At 35.0% G+C, this 22,362-nt stretch carries 20 protein-coding genes; 15 read left to right on the top strand and 5 right to left on the bottom strand.

Features of this window, described 5'->3' with window-relative positions; all coding sequences use genetic code 11:
- From ACKI2P_RS05615 to ACKI2P_RS05605, 3 genes are all read left to right on the top strand, one after another.
- The coding region (locus ACKI2P_RS05615; RefSeq protein ID WP_407375799.1) for a right-handed parallel beta-helix repeat-containing protein at positions 1-3,412 on the top strand (3,412 nt) is incomplete at its 5' end.
- Positions 3,413-3,680: 268 nt separating this feature from the next.
- On the top strand, positions 3,681-3,875 hold the full coding sequence (locus tag ACKI2P_RS05610) for a hypothetical protein (protein WP_407375798.1): 195 nt from the start codon (positions 3,681-3,683) through the stop codon (positions 3,873-3,875).
- Positions 3,876-4,260: 385 nt separating this feature from the next.
- On the top strand, positions 4,261-4,611 hold the full coding sequence (locus ACKI2P_RS05605) for a carboxymuconolactone decarboxylase family protein (protein WP_407375796.1): 351 nt from the start codon (positions 4,261-4,263) through the stop codon (positions 4,609-4,611).
- Positions 4,612-4,669: 58 nt separating this feature from the next.
- Here ACKI2P_RS05605 and ACKI2P_RS05600 read toward each other — a convergent pair whose 3' ends face one another.
- Positions 4,670-5,602, bottom strand: a complete 933-nt coding sequence (locus ACKI2P_RS05600; protein WP_407375794.1) for a CPBP family intramembrane glutamic endopeptidase — start codon at positions 5,600-5,602, stop codon at positions 4,670-4,672.
- A 135-nt stretch (positions 5,603-5,737) separates the two neighbouring features.
- Here ACKI2P_RS05600 and ACKI2P_RS05595 point away from each other — a divergent pair, with 135 nt between their 5' ends.
- The 8 genes from ACKI2P_RS05595 to ACKI2P_RS05560 all read left to right on the top strand — a co-directional run bounded on the left by ACKI2P_RS05595 (position 5,738) and on the right by ACKI2P_RS05560 (position 13,954).
- Positions 5,738-6,013, top strand: a complete 276-nt coding sequence (locus tag ACKI2P_RS05595; protein WP_407375792.1) for a 4Fe-4S dicluster domain-containing protein — start codon at positions 5,738-5,740, stop codon at positions 6,011-6,013.
- Positions 6,014-6,289: 276 nt separating this feature from the next.
- Positions 6,290-8,629 (top strand): transglutaminase domain-containing protein, encoded by a 2,340-nt coding sequence (locus tag ACKI2P_RS05590; protein ID WP_407375791.1) that lies wholly within the window; start codon positions 6,290-6,292, stop codon positions 8,627-8,629.
- A 556-nt stretch (positions 8,630-9,185) separates the two neighbouring features.
- The gene (locus ACKI2P_RS05585) at positions 9,186-9,422 is read left to right on the top strand and encodes a DUF6110 family protein (protein WP_407375790.1); all 237 of its coding nucleotides are present in this window, start codon (positions 9,186-9,188) and stop codon (positions 9,420-9,422) included.
- 18 nt (positions 9,423-9,440) lie between these two features.
- Positions 9,441-11,588, top strand: coding sequence for a heavy metal translocating P-type ATPase (locus ACKI2P_RS05580; RefSeq protein ID WP_407375788.1), 2,148 nt, complete (start codon positions 9,441-9,443; stop codon positions 11,586-11,588).
- 107 nt (positions 11,589-11,695) lie between these two features.
- Positions 11,696-11,905 carry a DUF6677 family protein gene (locus ACKI2P_RS05575; RefSeq protein ID WP_407375786.1) on the top strand — a complete coding sequence of 70 codons (210 nt, stop codon included), beginning with the start codon at positions 11,696-11,698 and terminating at the stop codon, positions 11,903-11,905.
- Positions 11,906-12,051: 146 nt separating this feature from the next.
- Positions 12,052-12,801 carry an ABC transporter permease gene (locus tag ACKI2P_RS05570; RefSeq protein WP_407375784.1) on the top strand — a complete coding sequence of 250 codons (750 nt, stop codon included), beginning with the start codon at positions 12,052-12,054 and terminating at the stop codon, positions 12,799-12,801.
- A gap of 8 nt (positions 12,802-12,809) precedes the next feature.
- Positions 12,810-13,562, top strand: a complete 753-nt coding sequence (locus tag ACKI2P_RS05565) for an ABC transporter ATP-binding protein (RefSeq protein ID WP_407375782.1) — start codon at positions 12,810-12,812, stop codon at positions 13,560-13,562.
- Positions 13,563-13,618: 56 nt separating this feature from the next.
- Positions 13,619-13,954 (top strand): hypothetical protein, encoded by a 336-nt coding sequence (locus ACKI2P_RS05560; RefSeq protein ID WP_407375780.1) that lies wholly within the window; start codon positions 13,619-13,621, stop codon positions 13,952-13,954.
- On the opposite strand, the gene thiD is transcribed toward ACKI2P_RS05560, so the two are convergent.
- Genes thiD through proS form a run of 3 tightly spaced genes read right to left on the bottom strand, consistent with a single transcriptional unit; the run spans position 13,944 to position 16,763 of the window.
- Entirely contained in the window at positions 13,944-14,678 is a 735-nt protein-coding gene (thiD, locus tag ACKI2P_RS05555) for a bifunctional hydroxymethylpyrimidine kinase/phosphomethylpyrimidine kinase (protein WP_407375779.1), read from the bottom strand. The genes ACKI2P_RS05560 and thiD overlap by 11 nt on opposite strands.
- Positions 14,679-15,353, bottom strand: coding sequence for a 2-phospho-L-lactate guanylyltransferase (gene cofC / locus ACKI2P_RS05550; protein WP_407375778.1), 675 nt, complete (start codon positions 15,351-15,353; stop codon positions 14,679-14,681).
- A gap of 9 nt (positions 15,354-15,362) precedes the next feature.
- Entirely contained in the window at positions 15,363-16,763 is a 1,401-nt protein-coding gene (proS, locus tag ACKI2P_RS05545) for a proline--tRNA ligase (RefSeq protein WP_407375776.1), read from the bottom strand.
- 134 nt (positions 16,764-16,897) lie between these two features.
- On the opposite strand from proS, the gene ACKI2P_RS05540 reads away from it, so the two are divergent.
- The 4 genes from ACKI2P_RS05540 to ACKI2P_RS05525 are packed head-to-tail and all read left to right on the top strand — an operon-like array spanning position 16,898 to position 19,294.
- A complete protein-coding gene (locus ACKI2P_RS05540; protein WP_407375775.1) occupies positions 16,898-17,941 on the top strand; it encodes an NAD(P)-dependent glycerol-1-phosphate dehydrogenase in 1,044 nt (347 codons plus the stop codon).
- A complete protein-coding gene (locus tag ACKI2P_RS05535) occupies positions 17,941-18,375 on the top strand; it encodes a UPF0179 family protein (protein WP_407375773.1) in 435 nt (144 codons plus the stop codon). Before ACKI2P_RS05540 ends, ACKI2P_RS05535 begins: the two co-directional genes overlap by 1 nt.
- Positions 18,375-19,061 carry a ribose-5-phosphate isomerase RpiA gene (gene rpiA / locus ACKI2P_RS05530; RefSeq protein WP_407375771.1) on the top strand — a complete coding sequence of 229 codons (687 nt, stop codon included), beginning with the start codon at positions 18,375-18,377 and terminating at the stop codon, positions 19,059-19,061. The genes ACKI2P_RS05535 and rpiA overlap by 1 nt, the downstream gene beginning before the upstream one ends.
- Positions 19,062-19,069: 8 nt before the next feature.
- Positions 19,070-19,294, top strand: a complete 225-nt coding sequence (locus ACKI2P_RS05525; RefSeq protein ID WP_407375770.1) for a hypothetical protein — start codon at positions 19,070-19,072, stop codon at positions 19,292-19,294.
- 40 nt (positions 19,295-19,334) lie between these two features.
- On the opposite strand, the gene ACKI2P_RS05520 is transcribed toward ACKI2P_RS05525, so the two are convergent.
- Positions 19,335-22,289 (bottom strand): NosD domain-containing protein, encoded by a 2,955-nt coding sequence (locus ACKI2P_RS05520; RefSeq protein WP_407375769.1) that lies wholly within the window; start codon positions 22,287-22,289, stop codon positions 19,335-19,337.
- Between the last annotated feature and the right edge of the window lie 73 nt (positions 22,290-22,362).

Below are 22,362 nucleotides of genomic sequence, written 5' to 3'. Positions count from 1 at the left end.
TATGGGTTTTAAAGATAAACTTAAAAAGGCATTATGGTCTGCAAAAAAAGATGATGTTGAAAAGCATAATATCATTGGTAAAACAGATTCTATTGAAAGTCACAATAATTTAAATGAGAAAGAAACCAAAACCTTGGAATTAGAGGATGAAACAAGAGACAACAAACACCTAATAGATAAAAGCTTTAAATATCTTGATGATTTAATCCACAATGGGCAAAAAGAAATCATTTTGGATTCAGATATTATTTTAAATGATGGGGAGGAGGTGGAATATTCTGCAGGAATTAAATTGGATGCGGATGATTTGATCATTGATGGAAACAACCATACAATCGACGCTAAAGGAAAAACAAGAATATTCAAATGTAGCGCAAAAAATGTCATGATTAAAAATCTAGTCTTGAAAAATGGATTTAAGGAAAAAACATCCGGAGCAATATTCAATGACCATGGAGAGTTGACTGTTGAGGATTCCACATTCATTGAAAACACTGCTAAACTTGCTGGTGCAATATACAATAACCACGGTGAGTTGACTGTTGAGGATTCCACATTCATTGAAAACTCTGCAAAATATGGAGGAGCAATAGACAATTATTATGGCGAGGCTGTTATCACTGATACCACTTTCGAAAAAAACACTTCAGAGAAAAATGGAGGAGCAATAAGGAATTGGGAGGGGGAGTTGAACATCATCAATTCCACATTTTCTAAAAGCATCAGCGAGGCAATATACAATCATGAAGGAAAAATCAACATTAAAGATTCCACATTCGAAAAAAACACCAGTCGGGCAATAGTCAATAATAGGGGTCATTTAAATGTAAATTTATCCACATTCACTGAAAATACATCAGACAGTGATGGGGGAGCAATATATAATGTCAAAGGCAATCTGAATATTACCGAATCCAACTTCTTTAAAAACACTGCCATATGGGGAGGGGCAATATACAATTATGGTGAGGCAGATATCACGAATTCCACATTCACTGAAAACACTGCTAAATTTGCTGGTGCAATATACAATAATGACAAATTAAATATTGTAAAATGTGAAATTTGCGCCAATAACTCTTCAGATAGCATAATCTTCAATAGAGCATTTCTAGAATCAAAAAACTGTAAATTCATCAATAACAAAACAAAATATGTCCTATACAATAACTACGAAAAGTTCAATATCAGCATTATCGGAGGAAAATTTTTTAAAAACAAGGTTGAAAAGGCCGTGATTTTAAATAAGGGATTTTCATGCACGCTTCAAAACACTGTCTTTGAAGGCAATCTTAGTGATGATTCGAACAATATAATCAATTGCGGAAATCTGACTTTAATACGCTGTGAAATAAAGGATGATGAAAAAAGCATATTGAATGAAACCCACACATTTCTGCATCAGTCCAAAAACCTTGAAAATAAAATTTATGGAAATGGATTGGTAGAAAGTGACACTGATAGGAATAAATTTGATTTCAGATGGCTAGATGAAAAAATCCATGAAGAAAATATCAAAAAAATAGTTCTCGACCATGACATAAATCTTTCAAGCCATGAAGTTTTCTTTTATGAAGGGGGAATCGAACTTGATGTTGACGATTTGATAATTGATGGGGCAGGACATTCAATTGACGGAGGAGATAAAACACGAATTTTTATCATTACCGCAAACAATGTCACCTTAAAAAACATCATATTCAAAAATGCCCATCAGCCAAATTCTCATTATAATCAATTAAACATCTCAGGAGGGACAATAAGAATCAACAAAGGAAATGACCTGACGATGGAAAACTGCAGCTTCATAAATAATGTGTGTGAAAATAATCAGGGTGCGATACACGTCAAAAAAGGAAAACTGAACATAAGTGGCTGTGAATTTACACATATCACTGGTGGAGCAGTATATGGCTCGGATACTAACTTGATCATCTCTGATTCGAAGTTTACGCAAATTGCAGGTGAAGCAATAAAAAACTTTGACGGAAAATTGGATATTTCCGATTCCACATTCGCCCAGAATACTGGCCAAACAATATATGATTCACATGGAAAGCTATGCATATCAAATTCCGTATTCATCAAAAATTTAGACATAATACGTAGTTCTGATGGAGAATTAAGAATTTGTGATTCCACATTCACAGAAAATGCATCAAAATCAGAAAGTGGAATAATACATATCTATGGAGGAAAGCTTGATATCTCCAATTCCAGATTTACCAAAAACACGACTGAAAAAGAGGGAGGGGTGATACACAATAATGGAGGTGCATTAAACATCACCGACTCGACTTTCATCCAAAACACGGCAGAACGCAACGGAGGATCAATACTAAATGACAATGGAGACGTAAGCATAATCAATACTGAATTCGTCCAAAACACTGCAAAAGAGTTTGGTGGGGTGATTTTTAATGCTGGGGGAGAAGTGAATATTTCAGATTCAACCTTCGATGAAAACATGGCAAATGAAGGTGGAGGGATAAACAATTATTTTGGTGAGCTGAAGCTTTCAAACACTGCATTTACAAAAAATACAGTATCATCATATGGAGGTGCAATATGCAATGGCGGTGAGTTGACTTTAACTGAGTGTGGATTTGCAAATAACGCTGCATATAAGGATGGAAGCGACATATTCAATCGATCAAGGGTATTTTCTGAAGAACACATCTCTCAGCCAATGCCTCTTCAAAATAGTGATGAAGGCAAATTCTATCAGCTGAAATCATTGAATGAAAATCAGAAGGATTTCACTTACCTCACCGAATTGATATCTGCCGCAGGCAACGGAATAAAACTGGAATGCAATATTCTTTTAGATGCATCGGGCAATGAATATAAGACTTATAAAGATGGGATTAAAATCGATAGAAATGATTTCATCATTGATGGGGGCGGCCATACGATAGATGCCCAGGGATTGACAAGAATATTTGAATTTGCAGGTGAAAACATTCAAGTCAAAAATATCACGCTGAAAAACGGATTTACAAAGTTCAGAGGAGGCGCAATACACAATAATGGAAACGGATTGAAGATTATAAATTCCACATTCACCAGAAATGCGGCGCATTATGGTGGAGCGGTATACAACGGCCAAGGCAGGCTGAACATCACCGAATGCGTATTTGCTGAAAACACGGCAAACAGTTCTGGAGGTGCAATACAGCATTATGATGATGAATTGGATATTTCAAACTCAACATTCGAGAGAAACGCCTCAAATAGTGATGGAGGAGCAATTGATAATATTGGGGGCAAATTAAATGTAATCGACTCCATATTCGACAAAAATACTGCAAAATGGCATGGCGGTGCAATATACAATGTCAATGCAAAAGAATCTAATATTAAAAACTGCAGATTAAGTGGCAATGAACCTGAAGACATTAGAAAAAGTTGATGAAACCCATATTGCGTTCTTGTAATCTGATGTATTCTCACAATCATATTATTCTCAGAAGTATTATTGGAGATTAGTTTAGGAAAATAAATGTATAAAAACTCTTTTAAATTAACTTAAATGAATTCAATTTAAACAAATGATTAGAACAAGATTTTAAACCATATGCTACAGGTATTATTTAAAACCGTGTTGTTGACTACAATCAGTAGTATGCGACACCAGTTAGTGCATCATATTAATGCACGTTTTTAACTGCTAAGACATTATGGTTGAAAAAGGGCATTATACTAAATCTCAAGAAGGTTTAATATCTGCCTTTGGTCAAATTTATGTAAATCAAGATGATTTTGACTGGAAATTGCCAAGTATCTTGCACATGTACAATCTTTACGTGAAGATGCAGATTATGGTACTGTTGATGGAATTACTGAAAGAATTACAAAATATGGATAAAACATGATGAAGAGTTTATGAAAGAATCTGAAAAGTTTTTATAATTATTTTTATATTTTTGATTGGCAAATTTTATGTTAAATATTTTCGTTTAGAAATATTCACATTTTTTTGTTTTGAGATTTTTGAGAACTATACAATAATTCTTGTAGTTACAATTTGTAAATAAAATTTTAAAATATAATAGTTACTTCCAAACTAACCTCTTGAATCCCTAACTCCAGATCATATGGTAAATATGCGATTTTTCTCTACATTACTTTTTGTAGGTATACAAATTTTTTTAAGAATTGATGTTAATGTTGATGTTTTTTTTAAATATAATAAAATAGCTATTTATATATAATTTAAAAAAGTAAAATAATATTAATTAAGATAATTGAGGTTATTATATGAAAGGCGATGTATATTACGGCAAAGGTATAAGAGAGTTAAAAGATAGTCATCCTGATTTATTTGAGTTGGTATCTAACATTAATGAAACAGTATGGGATGGAAAAGTCTTAGATTATAAAACTCAAAAATTAATCGCTATTGGTATTACAGCTTCCCGTGCAGATCCAAGAGCTACTAAAAAACAGATTAGAAGTGCAATTGAAGTATTGGGAATTACCAAAGAAGAAATCGTTGATGTCTTAAGGGTAGTTTTACTGACTTCAGGTATGCCTGCATTTTCCAAATCACTTCAAATTTTAAATAGTGTTGTAGAAGCTATTGAAGAGGAAAGAGAAGATAAGGCTTAATTTTCTTTTCGATTTAGGATTAAAAAAACAACATTCAATCTTTTTTTACTATTTTTTTTTACATAGTGATTTGGTATATTATTTCAATTATGCAGAATGCCAAAAAGAAAATCATCCCATAATTCAGCACTATTGTTTTCAGAGGTTTGTCCAGCCCTATTTTTGTTTTCACGCCATTGAATTTTGCTTTTTTGTAGTTGTAAAGTGAAAGCAGTCCAATGAAAAATGAAACTACGAGAATTATTACATAAATTCCCACAATTGCCCAGTCAACTGGATTTGTCCCTCCTGAAGCCAGTGCCAGTGCTGATTGGGCCAGAAACAGGCTTACAACAGATCCCATCAGGTTTGCTGTAATGTGCAAAAGCATTGTGTAGATTATGTTTCCGGTTTTTATGTATACGTATGCGAAAAATCCTCCCATAAGGAATGCATAGAATAACTGGTTTAGGTTTCCGTGGAAAAATCCGAATATTATTGCTGATGTAATGATGCTTACATAGGCACCATATTTTATTGTTCTGTCAATCAAAATTTTTCTGAATATGAATTCTTCAAAGATAGGTCCGATTATGCTGATTAACACTACATTCAACCACATGTCTGTTGAATTAATTAGATTCTGGACAGGATTTTGTATTTCCACCTGTGCAATTCCTCCAAGGAAGGTGGTTATTATCTGGCCAATAATGTTTCCCGCCCACATGAGTGTCATTGTGATTGCAAAGTATTTTATGAATTTGGTGATGCCGATATTGTTTTTCTCCATTTTTTGTTTTCCAATCCTTTTCATCATGTACAAAAAGATTGGCAGTGGCAAAACATAGTTACAGAATGCTGACAATATGTTTACTGCATTGAAGTCTGAAATCAAATCAGACCCGGAATAGAAAACTATGTTGATTATTATTATCTGGAAAACAAGGGCCATTATGGCTAAAGCCAAATAGCTGAATCCTATTTTTGAGAAAAATTTTTTGTGTATGTTCATATTTTTCACCAGTTTTCTTTAAAGATATTTAATTTAATCTTATATAATTTTATCCTATAAATTTTTTAGGTATACCAAAATGTTTATATATATTTAGGTATAACTAAATATTAACGAAAAAATATGAGGGATTGCATGAGACATCGTGGAGGTCATTCTTCAATAGGATTGGATATAGGAAGATTACTTTTTTCTGAAGTGATGAAATCATCATACAGGCCTAAATGGCGTATTTCAAACAACATTAAGCAGTGTACTCTTTGCGGTAAATGTGAATTTGTCTGTCCTACAAATGCAATAGCTGTTAGCGTGCACAACAGGACATGGACACTCAACAACAGACTTTGCAGCCATTGTCTTCACTGCATCATGAAATGTCCAAAACACTGTTTAACCCAATTGGCCTTATGAAATTTTTTTTTTAATTATTGTTATTTATTTTATTTAAATTGATTTTTCCGTTTAATTATTTAAATTTCTATTTGTTTTCTTTTAAAAATGGGATTCATATAAAACCATTAGCTGGGGGTTTGGAAATAATGCTCCTATGAATTCAATTTGATTTTTTTGTCAGTTCAACTGGGGTATAATTTAAATTAAATCCATTCAGTTTTAAAAAATTTAGACCCATAAATTAAACGAAAGTATATTAATCATTTAAAATAATATATATTTGATGTGATTAAAATGAAATTATATGATTCGACAAAACGAATATCTTTTGCAATATTATTGGCATTGTTTTTGTTTATATCGGTCAGTTCAATTTATGCGGTCGATGTAAATGAAACTGTAATCGATTCCAGTGATGATATTGCGCTTTCAGTTGAAGAAAATGATCAATTGGAAGCTAACAATGAATCTGAGATTAATGAAGATTCATCTGAACAAGATAGTAAAAACCAAACAGAATTGACATCACCAACAAGTAAAATTTATTATAATGGAAATTATCAGGTAACACTTATCGATTCAAACAGCGGTAACGCATTGGCAAATAAGGCTATTAAATTTTCAATCAATAATGTTGATTATTCTGCAAAGACCAATTCCAAAGGAGTAGCCAGTGTTAAACTGAAATTGAATCCTGGAAGTTATCTTGCAACTGCAATTTTTGCAGGGGATGACGATTTCAATGCCAGTAACAGTCTGTCAACTAAATTTAAAGTGTTGACTACAATCAAGGCCAAAGATATTTCAAAATATTATAAGGGGAGTAAAAAATATCAGGCAACCTATTTGAATTCAAATGGGAACGTTTTAAAGAACAAGAAGGTCACCATATCAGTAAATGGGAAAAAATACACTGCGAAAACAAACAGTAAAGGGGTGGCAAGCCTTGCAGTAAACCTTAAACCGGGTACATATAAGGTAGCCACAACCAATCCGACTACTGGAGAGCAGTTAACAACAACCTTTAAAATTTTATCAACAGTCACTGCTTCCAACTTTAAAAAGGTAAAGGGAGACAGCAAAAGATTCCTTATCAAATTCTTTAAAAGTAATGGAAAGCCGTTGGCTAAAACTAAAGTTAAAATCAAAATCAAAAGTAAGACTTACACTTATAGAACTTATGCTAACGGTAAGTTGAGATTAACACTCAACAGTCTTAATAAAGGTACATATAAGGTTGTCTGCTATAATCCTGACGGTCTGTCAAAAACATGCACAGTTCAAATATATAGTCTTGCAACAACTAAAGTGACAACAAGTTCATACACTTTCTTTGCAAATGAAACCAAGACCATCAAAGTCAAGTTAACAACTGCTTTGGATGATAATTCAAACGCTGGAAAAGTAATAGACATTGTTGTTGATAATAAGGCTTATTCCAAAAAGACAGACAGCAATGGTGAAATCAGTTTCAATTTACCTTCACTTTCACCGGGCGTTCATAATTTGGACTGCGAGTTCTATGGCACAAAGTTTTTCAAATCATCTTTTGTTAGCAGGTATGTTACAATATTGGGTACTTCAGACACTCAATTCAGCGCTGATGATGTAGCGTCAATTGGTAGTTTTGCAGGAACTCCATTTTCTGTAGTATTGGGGGCGGGTGATGTTCCTCTGATGCAAAAAACAGTCAGTTTCGAAATCAACGGTAAAACTTTTACAGGCAAGACTGATAATTCAGGATTGGCATCAATTCCTATCGATTTGGATGTTGGTAACTATACAGTTTCCTATAAATTTTCCGGAGATTCCAAACTTAAGTCCTCATCAGGATCATCCACAATATCTGTATTTGAAAGAGCCAACACTACTTTAACATGCAGTTACAAATCCTCATATAAAGACACTCTGCAGACATTTGATGTTTATCTGAAAGATTCCAACGGAACTCCTATATCCTTAGCATATGTTGAATTAAGTATTGCCGGTAAAACTTATGAGGGAAGGACTGATGCTAATGGCCATGCGGTTGTTAACGCTGTTGCGCCGGTAGGAAAATATCAATTTTCCATTAAGTTTAAGGGAGACAATGACTACAACTTCAGTTCAACTTCAGGCACCACAACAGTTACTCTTTCCAAATATGCCAATGGAATCAATGAGAAAAATGGTGCCGCTTCAAGTGCATATCTCCAGGCAACCAAAAATTGTCAGGTCAACAATGCAAAGATTAAATCACTTGTAAAATCATTAACAAAAGATTTAACTAGCGATATGGATAAGGCAAGAGTTCTGTTTGAGTATGTGCAGCTCAACATTAAATATAAATATTATTTCGATACAGAAAAAGGTGCTGTAAAAACATTGGAGTCCCTTGAGGGAAACGGTGCTGACCATGCGCATCTTCTGATTGCAATGTATAGAGCTGCAGGTTTAAAGGCTAGATATGTTCACGGATCATGTACCATGGTTATCGATAAGAAAACCTTTGGTCATGTATGGACACAGGTTCTGGTTGACAATACCTGGATTTGTGGTGATACAACAGATTTGGCCAATAAGTTGGGAAGCATTTCCTCATGGAATGTAAATAAATTTACTCTGTGGAACAAATATCTGGAGCTTCCGTTCTAGGTTTGACTGCAATATTAGATTACAGTTAAAATTCACTAGATGCAGTTTAAAATCATATATTAAGACGAGAAATAGGCATTGTTTTCATGCTGATTTTCGAGTCTTTCATTTTACTTTTTTTTGAAGAGGATAATCTGACAAATTTTTCACGATATTTTTATGCGGGATAAATATTTTTTTGTTTATTCGTGTTTTTTTAGTATAACTAAATATTTTTTTTGTTTATTCGTGTTTTTTTTAGTATAACTAAATATTTTTTCTTAGTTTTACCTAAAAATGCTTATTTTCAACATAAAATTTAAATACTTGGAATTAGTTAAGAATAAATGTAATCTAAGTTGTTAGATTCGGATAAATTTTTAGGCTTTGGTAAATTTTTTTCTTTTATTTAAAGTTTGCTGAGTGATATTGATTAACAGAAAAAATTTAGGTATTCCTAAAATTTATATATTGTCAAAAATAAAAATTAATCATGTGAATTGTATTTCACGAAATTTAAAAGAATTGAATGGTGTATAATATGTTAAGAGATAATAGTAAATTTTTAGATACATGTATGGAACATAAACATTTGTTGATTTTTGCAGCTGGAGTAGCAACTGCAATTGTAGGTAAAAAAATTCTCGAATCCAAAGCTGTAAAAGATGCAGCAACCCAAGGTATGGCATCCGTAATGTCTGTTAGGAAAGATGCAGAAGAATGCTACCAAGATATGAAAGAAAACGCTGAAGAAATAGTTCTTGATGCTCACGAAGAAGACAAAACCGAAATTTACGTTGAATCAAAAGAATAATTTCATTTGGGTTATAAAATGAAATATAAAGTAAAGTATGACAAAGGGTCCCGTATAAGAGTCCGATCCGGCCAGTGGGCCTTCACAAAAGAGGAAGGATATGGTATCGCATCATTACTTTTACAACATGATTTTGTCCATGAAGTTTATACATCCCATCGAAACGGCAGTATTCTGATATATTATGATGGGTCCGGTGAAAGCAAGCAAAAAATATTCAGCATTCTCGATGGAATTACTCTGGATGACCTTTTTGAGGGTGAACCGACACAGGCACAGGTTTCAAAAGAAATAACTGATGATTTCTTTTGGAATTTGACAAAAATGATAGGCAGAAGATATCTTGAAAGGATATTCCTGCCGATTCCAATTCGCAACGTTATAACAATATATCGTGCATCCAAATACATCTGGGCAGGTCTTGACAGTTTGACTCGCTTCGATATAGATGTTGCTTTGCTTGATGGTGCCGCAGTTGCAGGTGCTCTATTGCAAGGACAATATAAACCTGCAAGCTCTATGATGTTCTTATTGTCCATCTCCGACGCTTTAGAAGACTATACTGTTCAAAAAGCAAAAAGCACTTTAAAAGACAGTCTTGCATTGAACATTGATACAGTCTGGGTAGTCGGAGATGATGGAGAAGAAAAACAGGTTTCCGCAATGGATATTCAAAAAGGCGATAAGGTAAAAATCCATATGGGTGACGTAATTCCTGTTGACGGTAAGGTAATTGAAGGCGACGCTATGGTTAATGAGGCTTCTATGACTGGTGAGCCTTTGGCGGTTCACAAATCCGAAGGCAAGACTGTCCATGCGGGTACTGTTATAGAGGAAGGAAACATTGTTGTTGAAGTTTATTCAATGAACAAGGAAACTAGACTTAACAAGATTATTGACCTGATTGAAAACTCAGAGGAACTCAAGGCTGAAACTCAAAGTAAAGCTGAAAAATTGGCCGATTCAATTGTTCCTTACAGTTTCATTGCAACAGCACTCACTTATCTCATTACAAGGAATCCGTCTAAGGCACTATCTGTCTTGATGGTTGATTTCTCATGTGCAATCAAACTGACCACTCCACTTTCCATTATTTCTGCAATGCGTGAAGCATCAGATAACAGGATGATGGTAAAAGGAGGAAAGTTCCTTGAAGCTTATGCCAATGCAGATACTATTGTATTCGATAAGACTGGAACATTGACAAATGCAACTCCGAAGGTAGTGGATGTCATTGCAATGTCTAGAAGATACACCCGGGATGAAATCTTGAGGATGGCGGCATGTATTGAAGAGCACTTTGCACACAGTATTGCTACAGCTATCGTAAAACAAGCTGAAGAGGAAGGTCTTAAACATGAAGAAGACCACAGTGAAGTGGAATATATTGTTGCCCATGGTATTGTTACAGAATATGACGGTAAACGCGCAGTCATAGGTTCAAAACACTTCCTGTTCGATGATGAGAAAGTGAAAGTCACCAAAACACAGGAGAAAAAGATAGCCAAAGAGGCAAAAGAACATTCAGTTGTCTATTTCGCTATTGATGGAAAACTTGAAGGAATCATATGCATTGACGACCCTGTACGTGAAGAGGCGAAATATGTCATTGAAGAACTCAAGTCATTAGGCATAGAAAATGTCATAATGCTCACAGGTGACAGTGAAAGCGGTGCTAAAGCAGGTGCTAAAGCATTAGGCATTACAGAGTATCGCTCACAGGTGCTTCCTGAAGACAAATCAAGAATTGTTGAAGAACTTAAAGCGGATGGAAAAACAGTCATAATGGTTGGTGATGGAATAAATGATTCACCTGCATTGGCTGCAGCTGATGTGTCTGTTTCCATGAAACATTCATCAGATATTGCCCGTGAAGTGGCCGACATATCATTGCTGTCCGATAATTTATACGATCTTGTAACACTTAGAAAATTGAGTACCGGTATGCTTGATAAAATCAACGTCAATTATCGCAACATTGTCATGGTAAACGGAACTCTTTTGGTTTTAGGAGTATTTGGCGTTATTCCACCTTCAACATCTTCAATGATACATAATCTGTCAACAATGTTGTTCGGTGCGATGAGTACCAAATCTGTTCTGGACACAGACAAATTTTCAAATGAAATTGAAGTAGAAGCTATTGAAGTGGCTGATGCTTCATAATTTTTTCTTTTTTTTCTAAAAAATTATCTTATGTTAAATTTTGTAATAACTTTATATAGTAGTGCATATAAATTTAATAACAATAGTTAAATGGAGGTAAAAAAAATATGGCAAATCCTATTCTTGCAGCGATATTATCATTCCTTATTCCTGGTTTAGGTCAAATCTATGCTGGAGATATGAAAAAAGGATTAATTTTCATCGTGATTCTGATTGTTTTAATGGTTGTTGGTTTCTTCACTGGATTTTTGAGTTCAATTATTAATATAATCTTCTCAATCTATGCTGCATACGATGCTTATAAGATGGCACAATAGATATTCTGATTTCTCTTGAAATCAGACATTTTATTTTTTTAATTTTTTTATTTTCACTTTTTTATTGACTAGTTTATTTTTTTTTAAAGTTTTTATACTATTAATACAATATTAATATTGTATAAAAATTTTATGTAAGTGATGAGATGTTGGATAATTATAAAAATAAATTCATACCGTTGATTTTACCGATAATTATTATATTATTCTGGTATGTGGTTACTAATGGTTTAGGATTATTTTCTTCATATATTTTACCTGGCCCAATCGATGTTGTAAATTCCGCTTGGGTAGTAATTGAAAACGGAAAACTATTTACAAACACTTTCGACACATTATTCAAGGTATTTGCAGGTTTGATATTGGCTTCAATTGTTGCCATTCCATTGGGCATATTGCTTGGATGGTACAAGACACTTGAAGATTTGGCAACTTTCGTAATAAGTATTTTAAGGCCGATTCCTCCTGTTGCATGGATTCCATTTTCAATCTTGTGGTTTGGTATTGGAACCGTTCCTGCAGTATTCATCATCTTTATGGGTTGTGTTTTCCCTATTCTGGTTTATACTATTGATGGGGTAAAAAGAACAGATAAAGTATTGGTTGAATCTGCTCAGACTTTGGGGGCTAATGACTGGAATGTTTTAAGGCGTGTTGTAGTTCCGTCTGCAGTTCCGTATGTTGTTTCAGGTTTGAAAGTGGGTGTTGGAATTGCTTTGATGTGTACAATTTCAGCAGAAATGATTGGTTCAAGCAGTGGATTAGGTTATATGATTTTAACAGCAACCAACCTGTTTGATACAGGTACTACCGTTGTTGGTATGCTTGTCATAGGTTTAATTGGATTGATTTTAGACTTTGTATTTACCAAAGCGCAAAATAGGATTTTCTGGTAGGTGTTATTTTGTCAATTGAAGTAAAAAATATTAACAAATCCTTTGAAAGTAAAAAAACAGAAACTCTAACTGTTTTGAAGGATATCAATTTAAACATCGATGACGGAGAATTGGTTTGCCTTTTAGGTCCATCAGGATGTGGAAAAACAACTCTTTTAAGATTGATTGCCGGTTTGGATCAGCCAACTTCAGGCGAAATTGTTGCAAACGGTGAAGTAGTCAAAAAGCCATCCGGGGACAGGGCAGTAATTTTCCAGCAATACTCTTTATTCCCATGGCTGACTGTTTTGCAGAATGTGACTTTCGGTTTGGAGATGACAAAGAAAGGCTCCAGGCAGGAAAACATTGCGGCCGCTGAAAGATATCTCACAAGTGTTGGTTTAATTGACTTTAAGGATAGCTATCCTCATGAACTTTCAGGTGGTATGAAACAAAGGGTTGCAATTATTAGATCTTTGCTTAACCATTCACCAATCTTGCTTATGGATGAGCCGTTTTCTGCATTGGATATGCAAAATAGACACAAGCTTCAGGAACAGCTCATTGGGGTTTGGAAAAGATTTGAAAATACAATAGTTTTTGTAACCCACGATGTTGACGAAGCGGTTTTTCTTGCGGATAAAATCGTATTGATGGATAAAAAACCCGGAAGAATCGCAAAAATTATTGATGTCGACATTGAAAGGCCAAGAAGAAGAGATTCTCCTGAATTTATAGAACTTCAGGAATCCATTGTTGAAAATCTGGACATGGGAGAATAGGTAAGATATTCAACCCTTTTTTATTATTCTTTTTTTAAGTGTATTAGGTGATTTTAATGAGTGATGAAAAAATTACAGTCAATGATGTTATTGCTTATGAATCATTGTTCAAATTCGCTCCGGCATTCCTGCTTGAGCGTTTTGCAAAAAGAAATACCAATGTTGTTTCAAAATTTCAGTCAAAAATCGAATCTCATTTAGCCAAGATATCTGACAATCAAAAAAGCAAACTCAAAATATTGCTTCAGACAGATATTGATGAGATACAAAGATTGCTGGGTGAAGCGTATGAAGAAAGAGGATTAAAGCAATATAAAGTTTTAGCTAATCCCAAATATAAACCGTTCATCGAAGACAATCTTTCTGAAATAAGGAAATTGGTTACATTTTAGCTATTAATGTACCATAATTTCCATTTTTTATGCCTTCATAGACATAATCCAAAGATTTTAAAATTGATGATTGCATATCATTGCCTTTTGCAAGAAAAGCCACAATTGCAGAAGACAGATTACATCCTGTTCCATGCAGATTGTTGGTTTTAATCAGTTCCTGTTTTTTAATTGTAACTTCGCCATTAATGTTAATTGTATTAATTCCATCCAGATGGCCGCCTGTGATGAGGTTATTGCATTTAATTTTTTTGGAAGCTTCAATAGCTTCTTTTTCACAGTTAATTTTTAGCCCTGATAATTTTTCAGCTTCCGCAATATTTGGGGTTGTTAAAATAGAGTTGGGAAGCAGATATTTATTAAATGCATCTGCAATGTCCTCTTTTGTCAGGTCTCCTCCTGATGTTGCAACCATTACCGGATCAACAACGGCCTTCAAATTATACTCCCTGATTTTTTTTGAAACTAATCTGATTATTTCCGGTGAATAAAGCATTCCTGTTTTGATAAATTCAATGTCATATGCATCCATTACGGAATCGATTTGCTCTTCAATATATTCTGGTGAAACTGGTTGTGTTGAGAAGAATTTATAAGGGTTTTGGGAAGTGAGTGCAGTAACGATTCCACATCCATAAACTCCAATTGCCTGGAATGTTTTGATGTCTGCAAGAACGCCTGCTCCTCCTGAGGGGTCAACACCAGCAATGGACATCACAATCATTTAATCATCTCTTGTAACTTTAAGCCTTTCGCTGCCCCTGAAGGATTCCACATTTACCTTCAGTTCTTTGAGGTACTGTCTGGTATGTGTTTTATCCCCATGAATCATGATTTCTCCCAAATCTTCTGTTGTGTTAACATCCAATGCCATGAAAAATGAATCATGAACTTGAGGATTAAGATTTTTCCTCTCTGCGACTTTCAGATGCTCTTTGTAGCTGAAACCTTCATATCTTGTGCGGATGGCCATAGGTTTCATGATTATCATGTTTGTTCCTCCGCCTTTTGATGGAACAATGATAAAATCAAGATTTTTGGAAGCGTCAATTAATATCTTAAGGTTTGTCTTTCCGATTAATGGGATGTCTGATGGAACAATTATGACTTTTCTGGTTTTTCCTTTACAGATTTTCATGGCCTGGGTCAATGCCTTATTCAGGTTTGAATTTTCATTTTCAAGTATGGTATTAACGTTAAGACTTTCAGCATAACTCAAAACGTCTTCATCCCTGCTGATAATATAGATTTTGTCAACATATTTTCTCAGGGTATCAGTTACGTCATGAAGCATAGCCTTCAGAAGGTTTTCTCGTTCTTTTTCAGATAAAAATGGAGAAAGGCGGGTTTTTGCATTCTTGAATTTTGTCACAGGTATTATTGCGTAAATGTTGTCCATTCAAATCACTTAATAAGTTTTGGCTATTAAAGTCATGTATTTTGCATCATTGTCACTGGCTATACATTTGCCTTCAGAAATCTCTTCCTGAATTCCCAAAATGTCATAACCGGTTTTCTCTTCGATTTCTTTTCCGATTGCTTCGTCACCGCACCATCTGAACTTAACAACATTTCCTGCTTCTACAAGTTCCGGAATTTCATCCAGATTTTCTGTGAATTTGACATGTTCAGCCTGGAAATCCCATGCTGATTTGGAAAGGTTTTCCTGTGTCTTTTCAAGAAGGTCAACAACTGCATCAGCCAGGTTGTCATCCAATGGAAGTTCTATTTTTTCTTCTTCATCTCTTCTCATTGCAACTGTAATGTTGTTTTCCAAATCACGTGGTCCGATTTCAAGTTTCACAGGTGTTCCTTTAAGTTCCCAGTCGAAGAATTTCTTACCTGGTCTGATGTCTCTGTCATCCATGTTCACTCTCAGGCCTTTGGCTTCCAGCTGTGATTTAACTTCACTGCATTTGGCCATAACTTCTTCTTTTCCTTTTTTGAATATGATTGGGATTATTGTAACTTGGTTAGGTGATACTTTTGGAGGAAGTCTGAGTCCTTTTTCTTCTCCGTGAATTCCAATCACTGATGCGATTATTCTGTCGGATACTCCTGCACAGGTCTGATAGACATATTTGTGCTCGCCGTCCTTGTCCTCGAATTTAATGTCGAATGTTTTTGCAAAGGTCTGGCCTAAATTGTGGATTGTACCGATCTGGAGTGTTTTTCCGTTTGGCATTATGATATCGAATGCCATGGTGTAGTCAGCACCAGGGAACTTGTCCCATTCCGGCCTTTTTGAGATTAAGTATGGCAGTCCTAAATCATCAAAGAACTCTTTGTATATCTCAATGAAGTCCTGAATCTGTTCATCAGATTCCTCTTTGGTTGCATGTGCTGTATGTGCTTCTTTGAATGTTGTAATTTCACGTACACGTATCAGTGGTCTGGTGTGTTTGGTTTCATATCTGAAAGTGTTCACGATTTGATAGTATTTTATCGGAAGGTCGATATGTGAGCGAATCCATAGTGCATACATAGGATACATTGCGGTTTCACTGGTAGGTCTTAATGCCAGGTGTTCATTCAGTTCTGTCTGACCGCCTTTGGTTACCCAGTAAACTTCATCTTCAAATCCTTTGACATGGATTCCTTCCTTTGCAAGTTCCGCTTCCGGAATGAGCATAGGAAACAGTACTTCATCGTGGTCCTTGTCAAGTAATTTTTTTATAATGTTCATTGTGTGTTTTCTAATCTGAAAACCGTATGGCATCCAAATTGCCATTCCCTTAATAGGATATCTTGAATCAGTAATATTTGCATTTTCTAAAATATCATGAAACCATTCGTCAAAATTTTCCACCTTATCACCTAATAATTTTTAATGTTAAAATATCTGTTTTTAATAACTATTAAGTTTTTGTAAGGGATAATAAGAAATCTATTTATAATTATCTTAACATATATAATACTGTATAATTTATTTAGGAGATAATTATGAGTAATAGGAAAATACAAATGCCCCGTGAAGTTTACATTGATCCAGGCATAATTAAAGATACAGCAATGATTTGCAAGTCGTTGCATTTGGATGAAAAGATATTGATTGTTACCGGAGCCCATACCTTTGATATAGGTGCAAAACCGGTAATCGAAAGCCTTGAAAATGAAAATATTGAATATGATGTAATCAAAGTCAACAATGCATCTTATGATTCAATATCTGAAGTTGAAGAACTGATCACACCACAAACATGCGTTTTAGGTGTTGGTGGAGGAAAGGTTATTGATGTAGCCAAGTTATCTTCATTCAATCAGGGTGTATATTTTGTTTCCATGCCTACAACAGCTTCTCATGACGGTATTGTATCTCCTATGGCCTCAATAAAAAATCCTAATACTTCAATATCCGTAAATGCACACTCACCTATTGCAGTTATTGCAGACTCAGAGGTTCTTGCACAGTCTCCGTTCAGACTTCTGGCGGCAGGATGTGCTGATTTGATAGCTAACTTTACTGCAATCAAGGATTGGGAGCTGGCACACAGGCTTAAAAATGAACAGTTCAGTGAATCTGCAGCAGCATTGTCAATAATGTCTGCACATCTCATAACTGATAATGTAGCCAACATCAAGCCTAATCTTGAACCTAGTGCCAGAATTGTCATGAAATCTCTTTTCAGCGGAGGAATGGCAATCAGCATTGCAGGCTCTTCAAGACCTGCAAGCGGTTCTGAACATCTTTTTTCCCATGCCCTTGACAAGATCCTTGATAAACCTGCTTTGCATGGTGAGCAATGTGGTATTGGAACAATAATGATGATGTACCTTCATGGCGGTGACTGGAAAGCTATTCGTGATTCACTGAAGGCTGTGCAGGCTCCAACAACTGCTAAAGAGGTTGGAATATCTGAGGATGACATCATCGATGCATTGGTTATGGCTCATGAAATTAGGCCTGAAAGATATACAATTTTAGGAGACAATGGAATTTCAAAAGAAGCGGCACATGAATTAGCGCAAAAAACTGGGGTGATTTAATGATTACATTAATAGGTAAAAAACTTGCAAAGGAAGGTCAGGAATTTGTTTTTTTAGGTCCAGCACCTGAATGTGAAAAATGTAGATTTAAATCCTCATGTATCGGTAATCTTGAAGAAAACAGGAAATATGTAATAACTGAAGTAAAAGACAACGAACAGAAATGTCCAATACATGCAGAAGATGCAGTTATTCCTGTTGAAATAGAAAGAGCTTCAATAACTCTATTGACAGATTCAAAAAGTATTTTTGAAGGATCAACATTCACATATAATGCTCCTGATTGTGATGAAACCTGTGAGTTTCATGATTTATGTTTCCCTGAAGGATTGATTGAAAACGACAAATGCATAGTTCTTGAAAACAACGGTAAGCATAAAGAATGTAAAAAAGGATTAAATCTGAATAATTTGACTTTAGGATTTGTGATATGATGAAAAGCGCAAGTAGTAACGACTCCAGTAAGAAGAATGCAGGATATAAGGCTGCTGAATATGTTGAAGATGGAATGGTTTTGGGACTGGGTACCGGTTCAACAACCCATTACTTCATAGAAAAGGTGGGCATGAGAATTCGTGATGAGGGAATAAGCGTAAAAGGAATTCCGACATCATTTCAATCATTGCTTATAGCCAAACAGTGGAACATTCCTATAACTACCCTTGAAGAGAATGATATTGATTTGTCTGTTGACGGTGCGGATGAAGTTGATTCACAGTTTAATTTAATTAAAGGCGGTGGAGCTGCCCATACTAAAGAAAAAATTGTTGATTATGCTGCAAAGGAATTCATAGTAATAGTTGATGAATCAAAATGTGTTGAAAAATTAGGTGAATTTCCGGTTCCTGTAGAAGTATTGCCTGATGCATCAAGAATGGTAATACAGACATTGGAGGACATGGGCGCAACTTGCGAGATAAGAATGGCTCAAAGAAAGGACGGTCCTGTAATAACAGATAACGGCAATTTTGTAATCGACGCCAAGTTTGACAATATTGACAGCCCATCTCATATGGAAATCGACTTGAATTCAATTCCGGGTGTTGTTGAAAACGGAATATTTTCACAGATGGTTGACAGGGTCATTGTAGGAACACCTGAAGGAACCAAAGAGTTATAGGTGATGTGATGCAAGGCCCGTTCGGTGGAATGCCTTTATATGATTTGAAAGGTTTGCTTTATAGGATAATTATTCTGTTTGGAGTTTTACTTGTTATATATGGCGTTTTATGGCTTTTGGCTGAATTAGGAATTATTCCTGCCATTATATTTGCAATATTTCCTCAAATTGTTTTAATTTTAATCGGCATATTCATTATTTACACTGCATATACTCGCAGAAATAATTATTGAAATCAAAAAAAAGAAATAAAAAGAGATTTTTTCAAATCTCTTATTTTGTTATTATTTTTACTTTTTTTGTTATTGCAGAGTAGTATTTGTTTCCTGCAAATTTGACTGCTGCAGTAAATTTGCCTTTTTTAGTTAATTTGGTAATTTTTAAGGTTGCTTTTCCTTTGGAATTGGTAGTGGCTTTGTAAGTTTTACCATTAACTTTGAGTGTAACTTTTACTTTTGCAATAGCCTTGTTGGATTTGGATTTTAAAGTAACAGTATATTTTTTGGTTTTGGTTTTTGCTTTAAAAGTCTTTTTGGCGGCAGTTAATTTGGATGCCTCTTTGGTGACTTTTATTGTTGCGGTTTTGGTAATAAATTTGTATTCTTCATCTCCAGCAAATTTTACAGTTGCCTTTTTAGATCCGGTTGTTGTTGCTTTTAGGGTAAAACTGGCTATGCCGTTAGCATTGGTTTTAGAAGTATAGGTTTTACCGTTAAATACAACACTTACAGTTTTATTTGCCAAAGCATTTCCATTATTGTCTTTAAGAGTTACTTGGTATTTGTATCCTGATACAATTGCTTTTAGATAAACTGTTTTTCCGGCAGCTGTTAATGCTGTAGCAGTTCTATCGTCAACAATGTTTAATGTCGCATTTGCATTTGCTTCAGCATAATTGTCAGTTCCTTTAAATATGATATCCACGCTGTAATTTCCAGGTGCCAAATGGGTGTTGACTGTTGCAATTCCTTTGTCATTGGTTACTGCAGTATAGTTTGTGCCGTCAATGCATGCAATAATTGATTGTTTTGCAATTGCTTTTCCGTCTTGGTCAAGCAGAGTCACATTAAATCCGTTTTCTGTGTAACCAACTGAAATAACATCACTTACGTTCATGTTAACTGTTTCCTTATCTGAGAAAGTTCTCATAACATTGTCTGCTGATTGGTATTTGCTGTCTGCTCTTGCAAGGTATGTTACAAAAGTAGGTGGGAACGGCAGGAAGTCTAAATTAAATTTATTTAAACCGATAGTTACGTTGTAGTATCCTCCACCAAGCAATATTCCAATTCTGCTTCCGGAAATGCTGTTGTTAAATATTGCTTCATTTCCAGAACCGTATGCGGTAATTCCACTAATCTTACAATCTTTTATTGTATTGTTGTATGCATTATGGCCTTTGGAATGCATCAGATAGATTCCTTCTTTCGCACCGGTAATTGTGTTGAAAGCTATTGTTGCGTTAGGTCCGGTTCCGTGCCTTACGTCAATTCCGTGGTTTACAGCATCTGTAATGGTATTTTCCAAAATCAGTGCGTTTGGAGAACCGAAGTTCATTATTCCTGTGGTGTAGATATCATGGACATTGTTTTTGCTTATGATGCTATTTGCAGAGTATTGCTGGAAAATTCCCCATGATGCTCCGCTAACATCACATCCGGTAACTGTTAACCTTTTATTCTGATCAGCATAGATTCCTGCAGTTTTATATTCGTCAGTGGTTGTTGTTGCCTTTGTTGTGTCATATCCAGGATATTTGCCGGCAATGTTCAAATCGCTTACAACTGCAGCGGTTGTATTCAATACATACAATACTGCACGGTATGCTACTGCATATCCGCCTTGTGATGTTGATTTTCTAACTTTTTCAGGAACATTGCTTAGGTCAATGTTGTCATATCCGATTAGAGTTGCGTTGTTTCCGAAAATTTTAATGTTTTTATCAGTATAAATTGAAATGTTTTCATAAACTGCATTTTCAGCAAAGCTTAAGGAATCTCCATCGTTCATGCCGTCAATCATTTTTTGGATATCTGAAGAGGAAGTTCCTTCAGGAACGCTCCATTCAGTTCCGGTTTTTGCCAGGATGGTGTCATAGTCTATTGCAATGTCTTTCGGGGTGTCAATTCCTGTAAATGCGATGTAGTTAGGGGAATTGGTTGAACTGTCAGAGTGGGTTCCCATCATGTTCGCAGCGCTCTGATAATCAGATTTTGCTTCAGCAACATAATATGCGAATGTTGGAGGATATGGCAAGTTATCAAGGGCAAAAGTATTTTCGCCGATGGTGATTTGGGAGTATCCTCCGCCTAACAGAACACCTATTCTGGATTTTTGCATTTTGTTTCCATTGATTTTGATGTTGGATGATCCGTAACAGGTAATTGAACTGATAGTACAGTTGATTAAAGTGTTGTTGGCTGCAGTATGGCCTTTAGAGTGCATCAGATAGATTCCTTCTTTTGAACCGATAACTTTGTTGTTTATCACTTGAACGTTTGGTCCGGTTCCGTGCCTTACGTCGATACCGTGATTTTTAGCATTAATCACAGTATTTTCTTCGATAACAGTTCTGGCTGAACCGAAGTTAAGAATACCGGTAGTAGCCTGGTTTTGTATTGTATTTTTGGTTATTTTTCCATCATTACAGTATTGCAGGTATAAACCCCATGAGGATCCGTCCAAAACGTTGTTGGTGAATGTCATGTTATGGGAGTTCATTGCATATACCAATGCATTGGAATAGGTTGATGCGCTGTTCGCTCCTCCAATGATTGTCAATCCGTTGATTGTGACTCCTGTGGTTTTGACAATGTATAGTGTCGCAAGGTTTCCGATTGCATATCCTCCATCAGCAGTTGAATTTGTAATAATTTGAGGAGTTGTGTCCTTGGAAGGTGTGTCATAACCTATCAGGGTTGCACCGTTACCGTTTACTGTAATGTTTTTGTTTATATAAATACAGATGTCCTTATATTCTCCGGCTTCAAAATTCAGGGTATCTCCATCAGATAAACTATTGATTTTTTCTTGTATTTCTTCACTTGTTGAGTTTGCAATAATAGTTTGTTCTGATGATAATTTATTATCGTCAATTTGACTTATTATTGCTATATCATTAGATTGTTGTAATTGTGTATCTGCACTTTCCTGAGCAAATACTAAACTTGAACTTAATATTACAACGAATACTAATAGAATAGCTAAAATTAGATTTTTTCTATTCATTTTTTCACTCTTTTCATTCGATAAATCATTGCTTAAATTTAAATTTTCATCGATAAGCAACTAATTATATATT

Source organism: Methanobrevibacter sp. (assembly GCF_045541095.1).
Taxonomy (GTDB): Archaea; Methanobacteriota; Methanobacteria; order Methanobacteriales; family Methanobacteriaceae; genus Methanocatella.
Note: the sequence above shows the minus strand (reverse complement) of the source record. Positions and strands in the feature narration are given on the sequence as shown.

Bases quoted from the DNA above. Each gene is read 5' to 3' on its own strand.
- ACKI2P_RS05610 (WP_407375798.1), top strand. From the start codon at position 3,681: ATGGTTGAAAAAGGGCATTATACTAAATCTCAAGAAGGTTTAATATCT.
- ACKI2P_RS05605 (WP_407375796.1), top strand. From the start codon at position 4,261: ATGAAAGGCGATGTATATTACGGCAAAGGTATAAGAGAGTTAAAAGAT.
- ACKI2P_RS05600 (WP_407375794.1), bottom strand. From the start codon at position 5,602: ATGAACATACACAAAAAATTTTTCTCAAAAATAGGATTCAGCTATTTG.
- ACKI2P_RS05595 (WP_407375792.1), top strand. From the start codon at position 5,738: ATGAGACATCGTGGAGGTCATTCTTCAATAGGATTGGATATAGGAAGA.
- ACKI2P_RS05590 (WP_407375791.1), top strand. From the start codon at position 6,290: ATGAAATTATATGATTCGACAAAACGAATATCTTTTGCAATATTATTG.
- ACKI2P_RS05585 (WP_407375790.1), top strand. From the start codon at position 9,186: ATGGAACATAAACATTTGTTGATTTTTGCAGCTGGAGTAGCAACTGCA.
- ACKI2P_RS05580 (WP_407375788.1), top strand. From the start codon at position 9,441: ATGAAATATAAAGTAAAGTATGACAAAGGGTCCCGTATAAGAGTCCGA.
- ACKI2P_RS05575 (WP_407375786.1), top strand. From the start codon at position 11,696: ATGGCAAATCCTATTCTTGCAGCGATATTATCATTCCTTATTCCTGGT.
- ACKI2P_RS05570 (WP_407375784.1), top strand. From the start codon at position 12,052: ATGTTGGATAATTATAAAAATAAATTCATACCGTTGATTTTACCGATA.
- ACKI2P_RS05560 (WP_407375780.1), top strand. From the start codon at position 13,619: ATGAGTGATGAAAAAATTACAGTCAATGATGTTATTGCTTATGAATCA.
- thiD (WP_407375779.1), bottom strand. From the start codon at position 14,678: ATGATTGTGATGTCCATTGCTGGTGTTGACCCCTCAGGAGGAGCAGGC.
- cofC (WP_407375778.1), bottom strand. From the start codon at position 15,353: ATGGACAACATTTACGCAATAATACCTGTGACAAAATTCAAGAATGCA.
- ACKI2P_RS05540 (WP_407375775.1), top strand. From the start codon at position 16,898: ATGAGTAATAGGAAAATACAAATGCCCCGTGAAGTTTACATTGATCCA.
- ACKI2P_RS05535 (WP_407375773.1), top strand. From the start codon at position 17,941: ATGATTACATTAATAGGTAAAAAACTTGCAAAGGAAGGTCAGGAATTT.
- rpiA (WP_407375771.1), top strand. From the start codon at position 18,375: ATGAAAAGCGCAAGTAGTAACGACTCCAGTAAGAAGAATGCAGGATAT.
- ACKI2P_RS05525 (WP_407375770.1), top strand. From the start codon at position 19,070: ATGCAAGGCCCGTTCGGTGGAATGCCTTTATATGATTTGAAAGGTTTG.
- ACKI2P_RS05520 (WP_407375769.1), bottom strand. From the start codon at position 22,289: ATGAATAGAAAAAATCTAATTTTAGCTATTCTATTAGTATTCGTTGTA.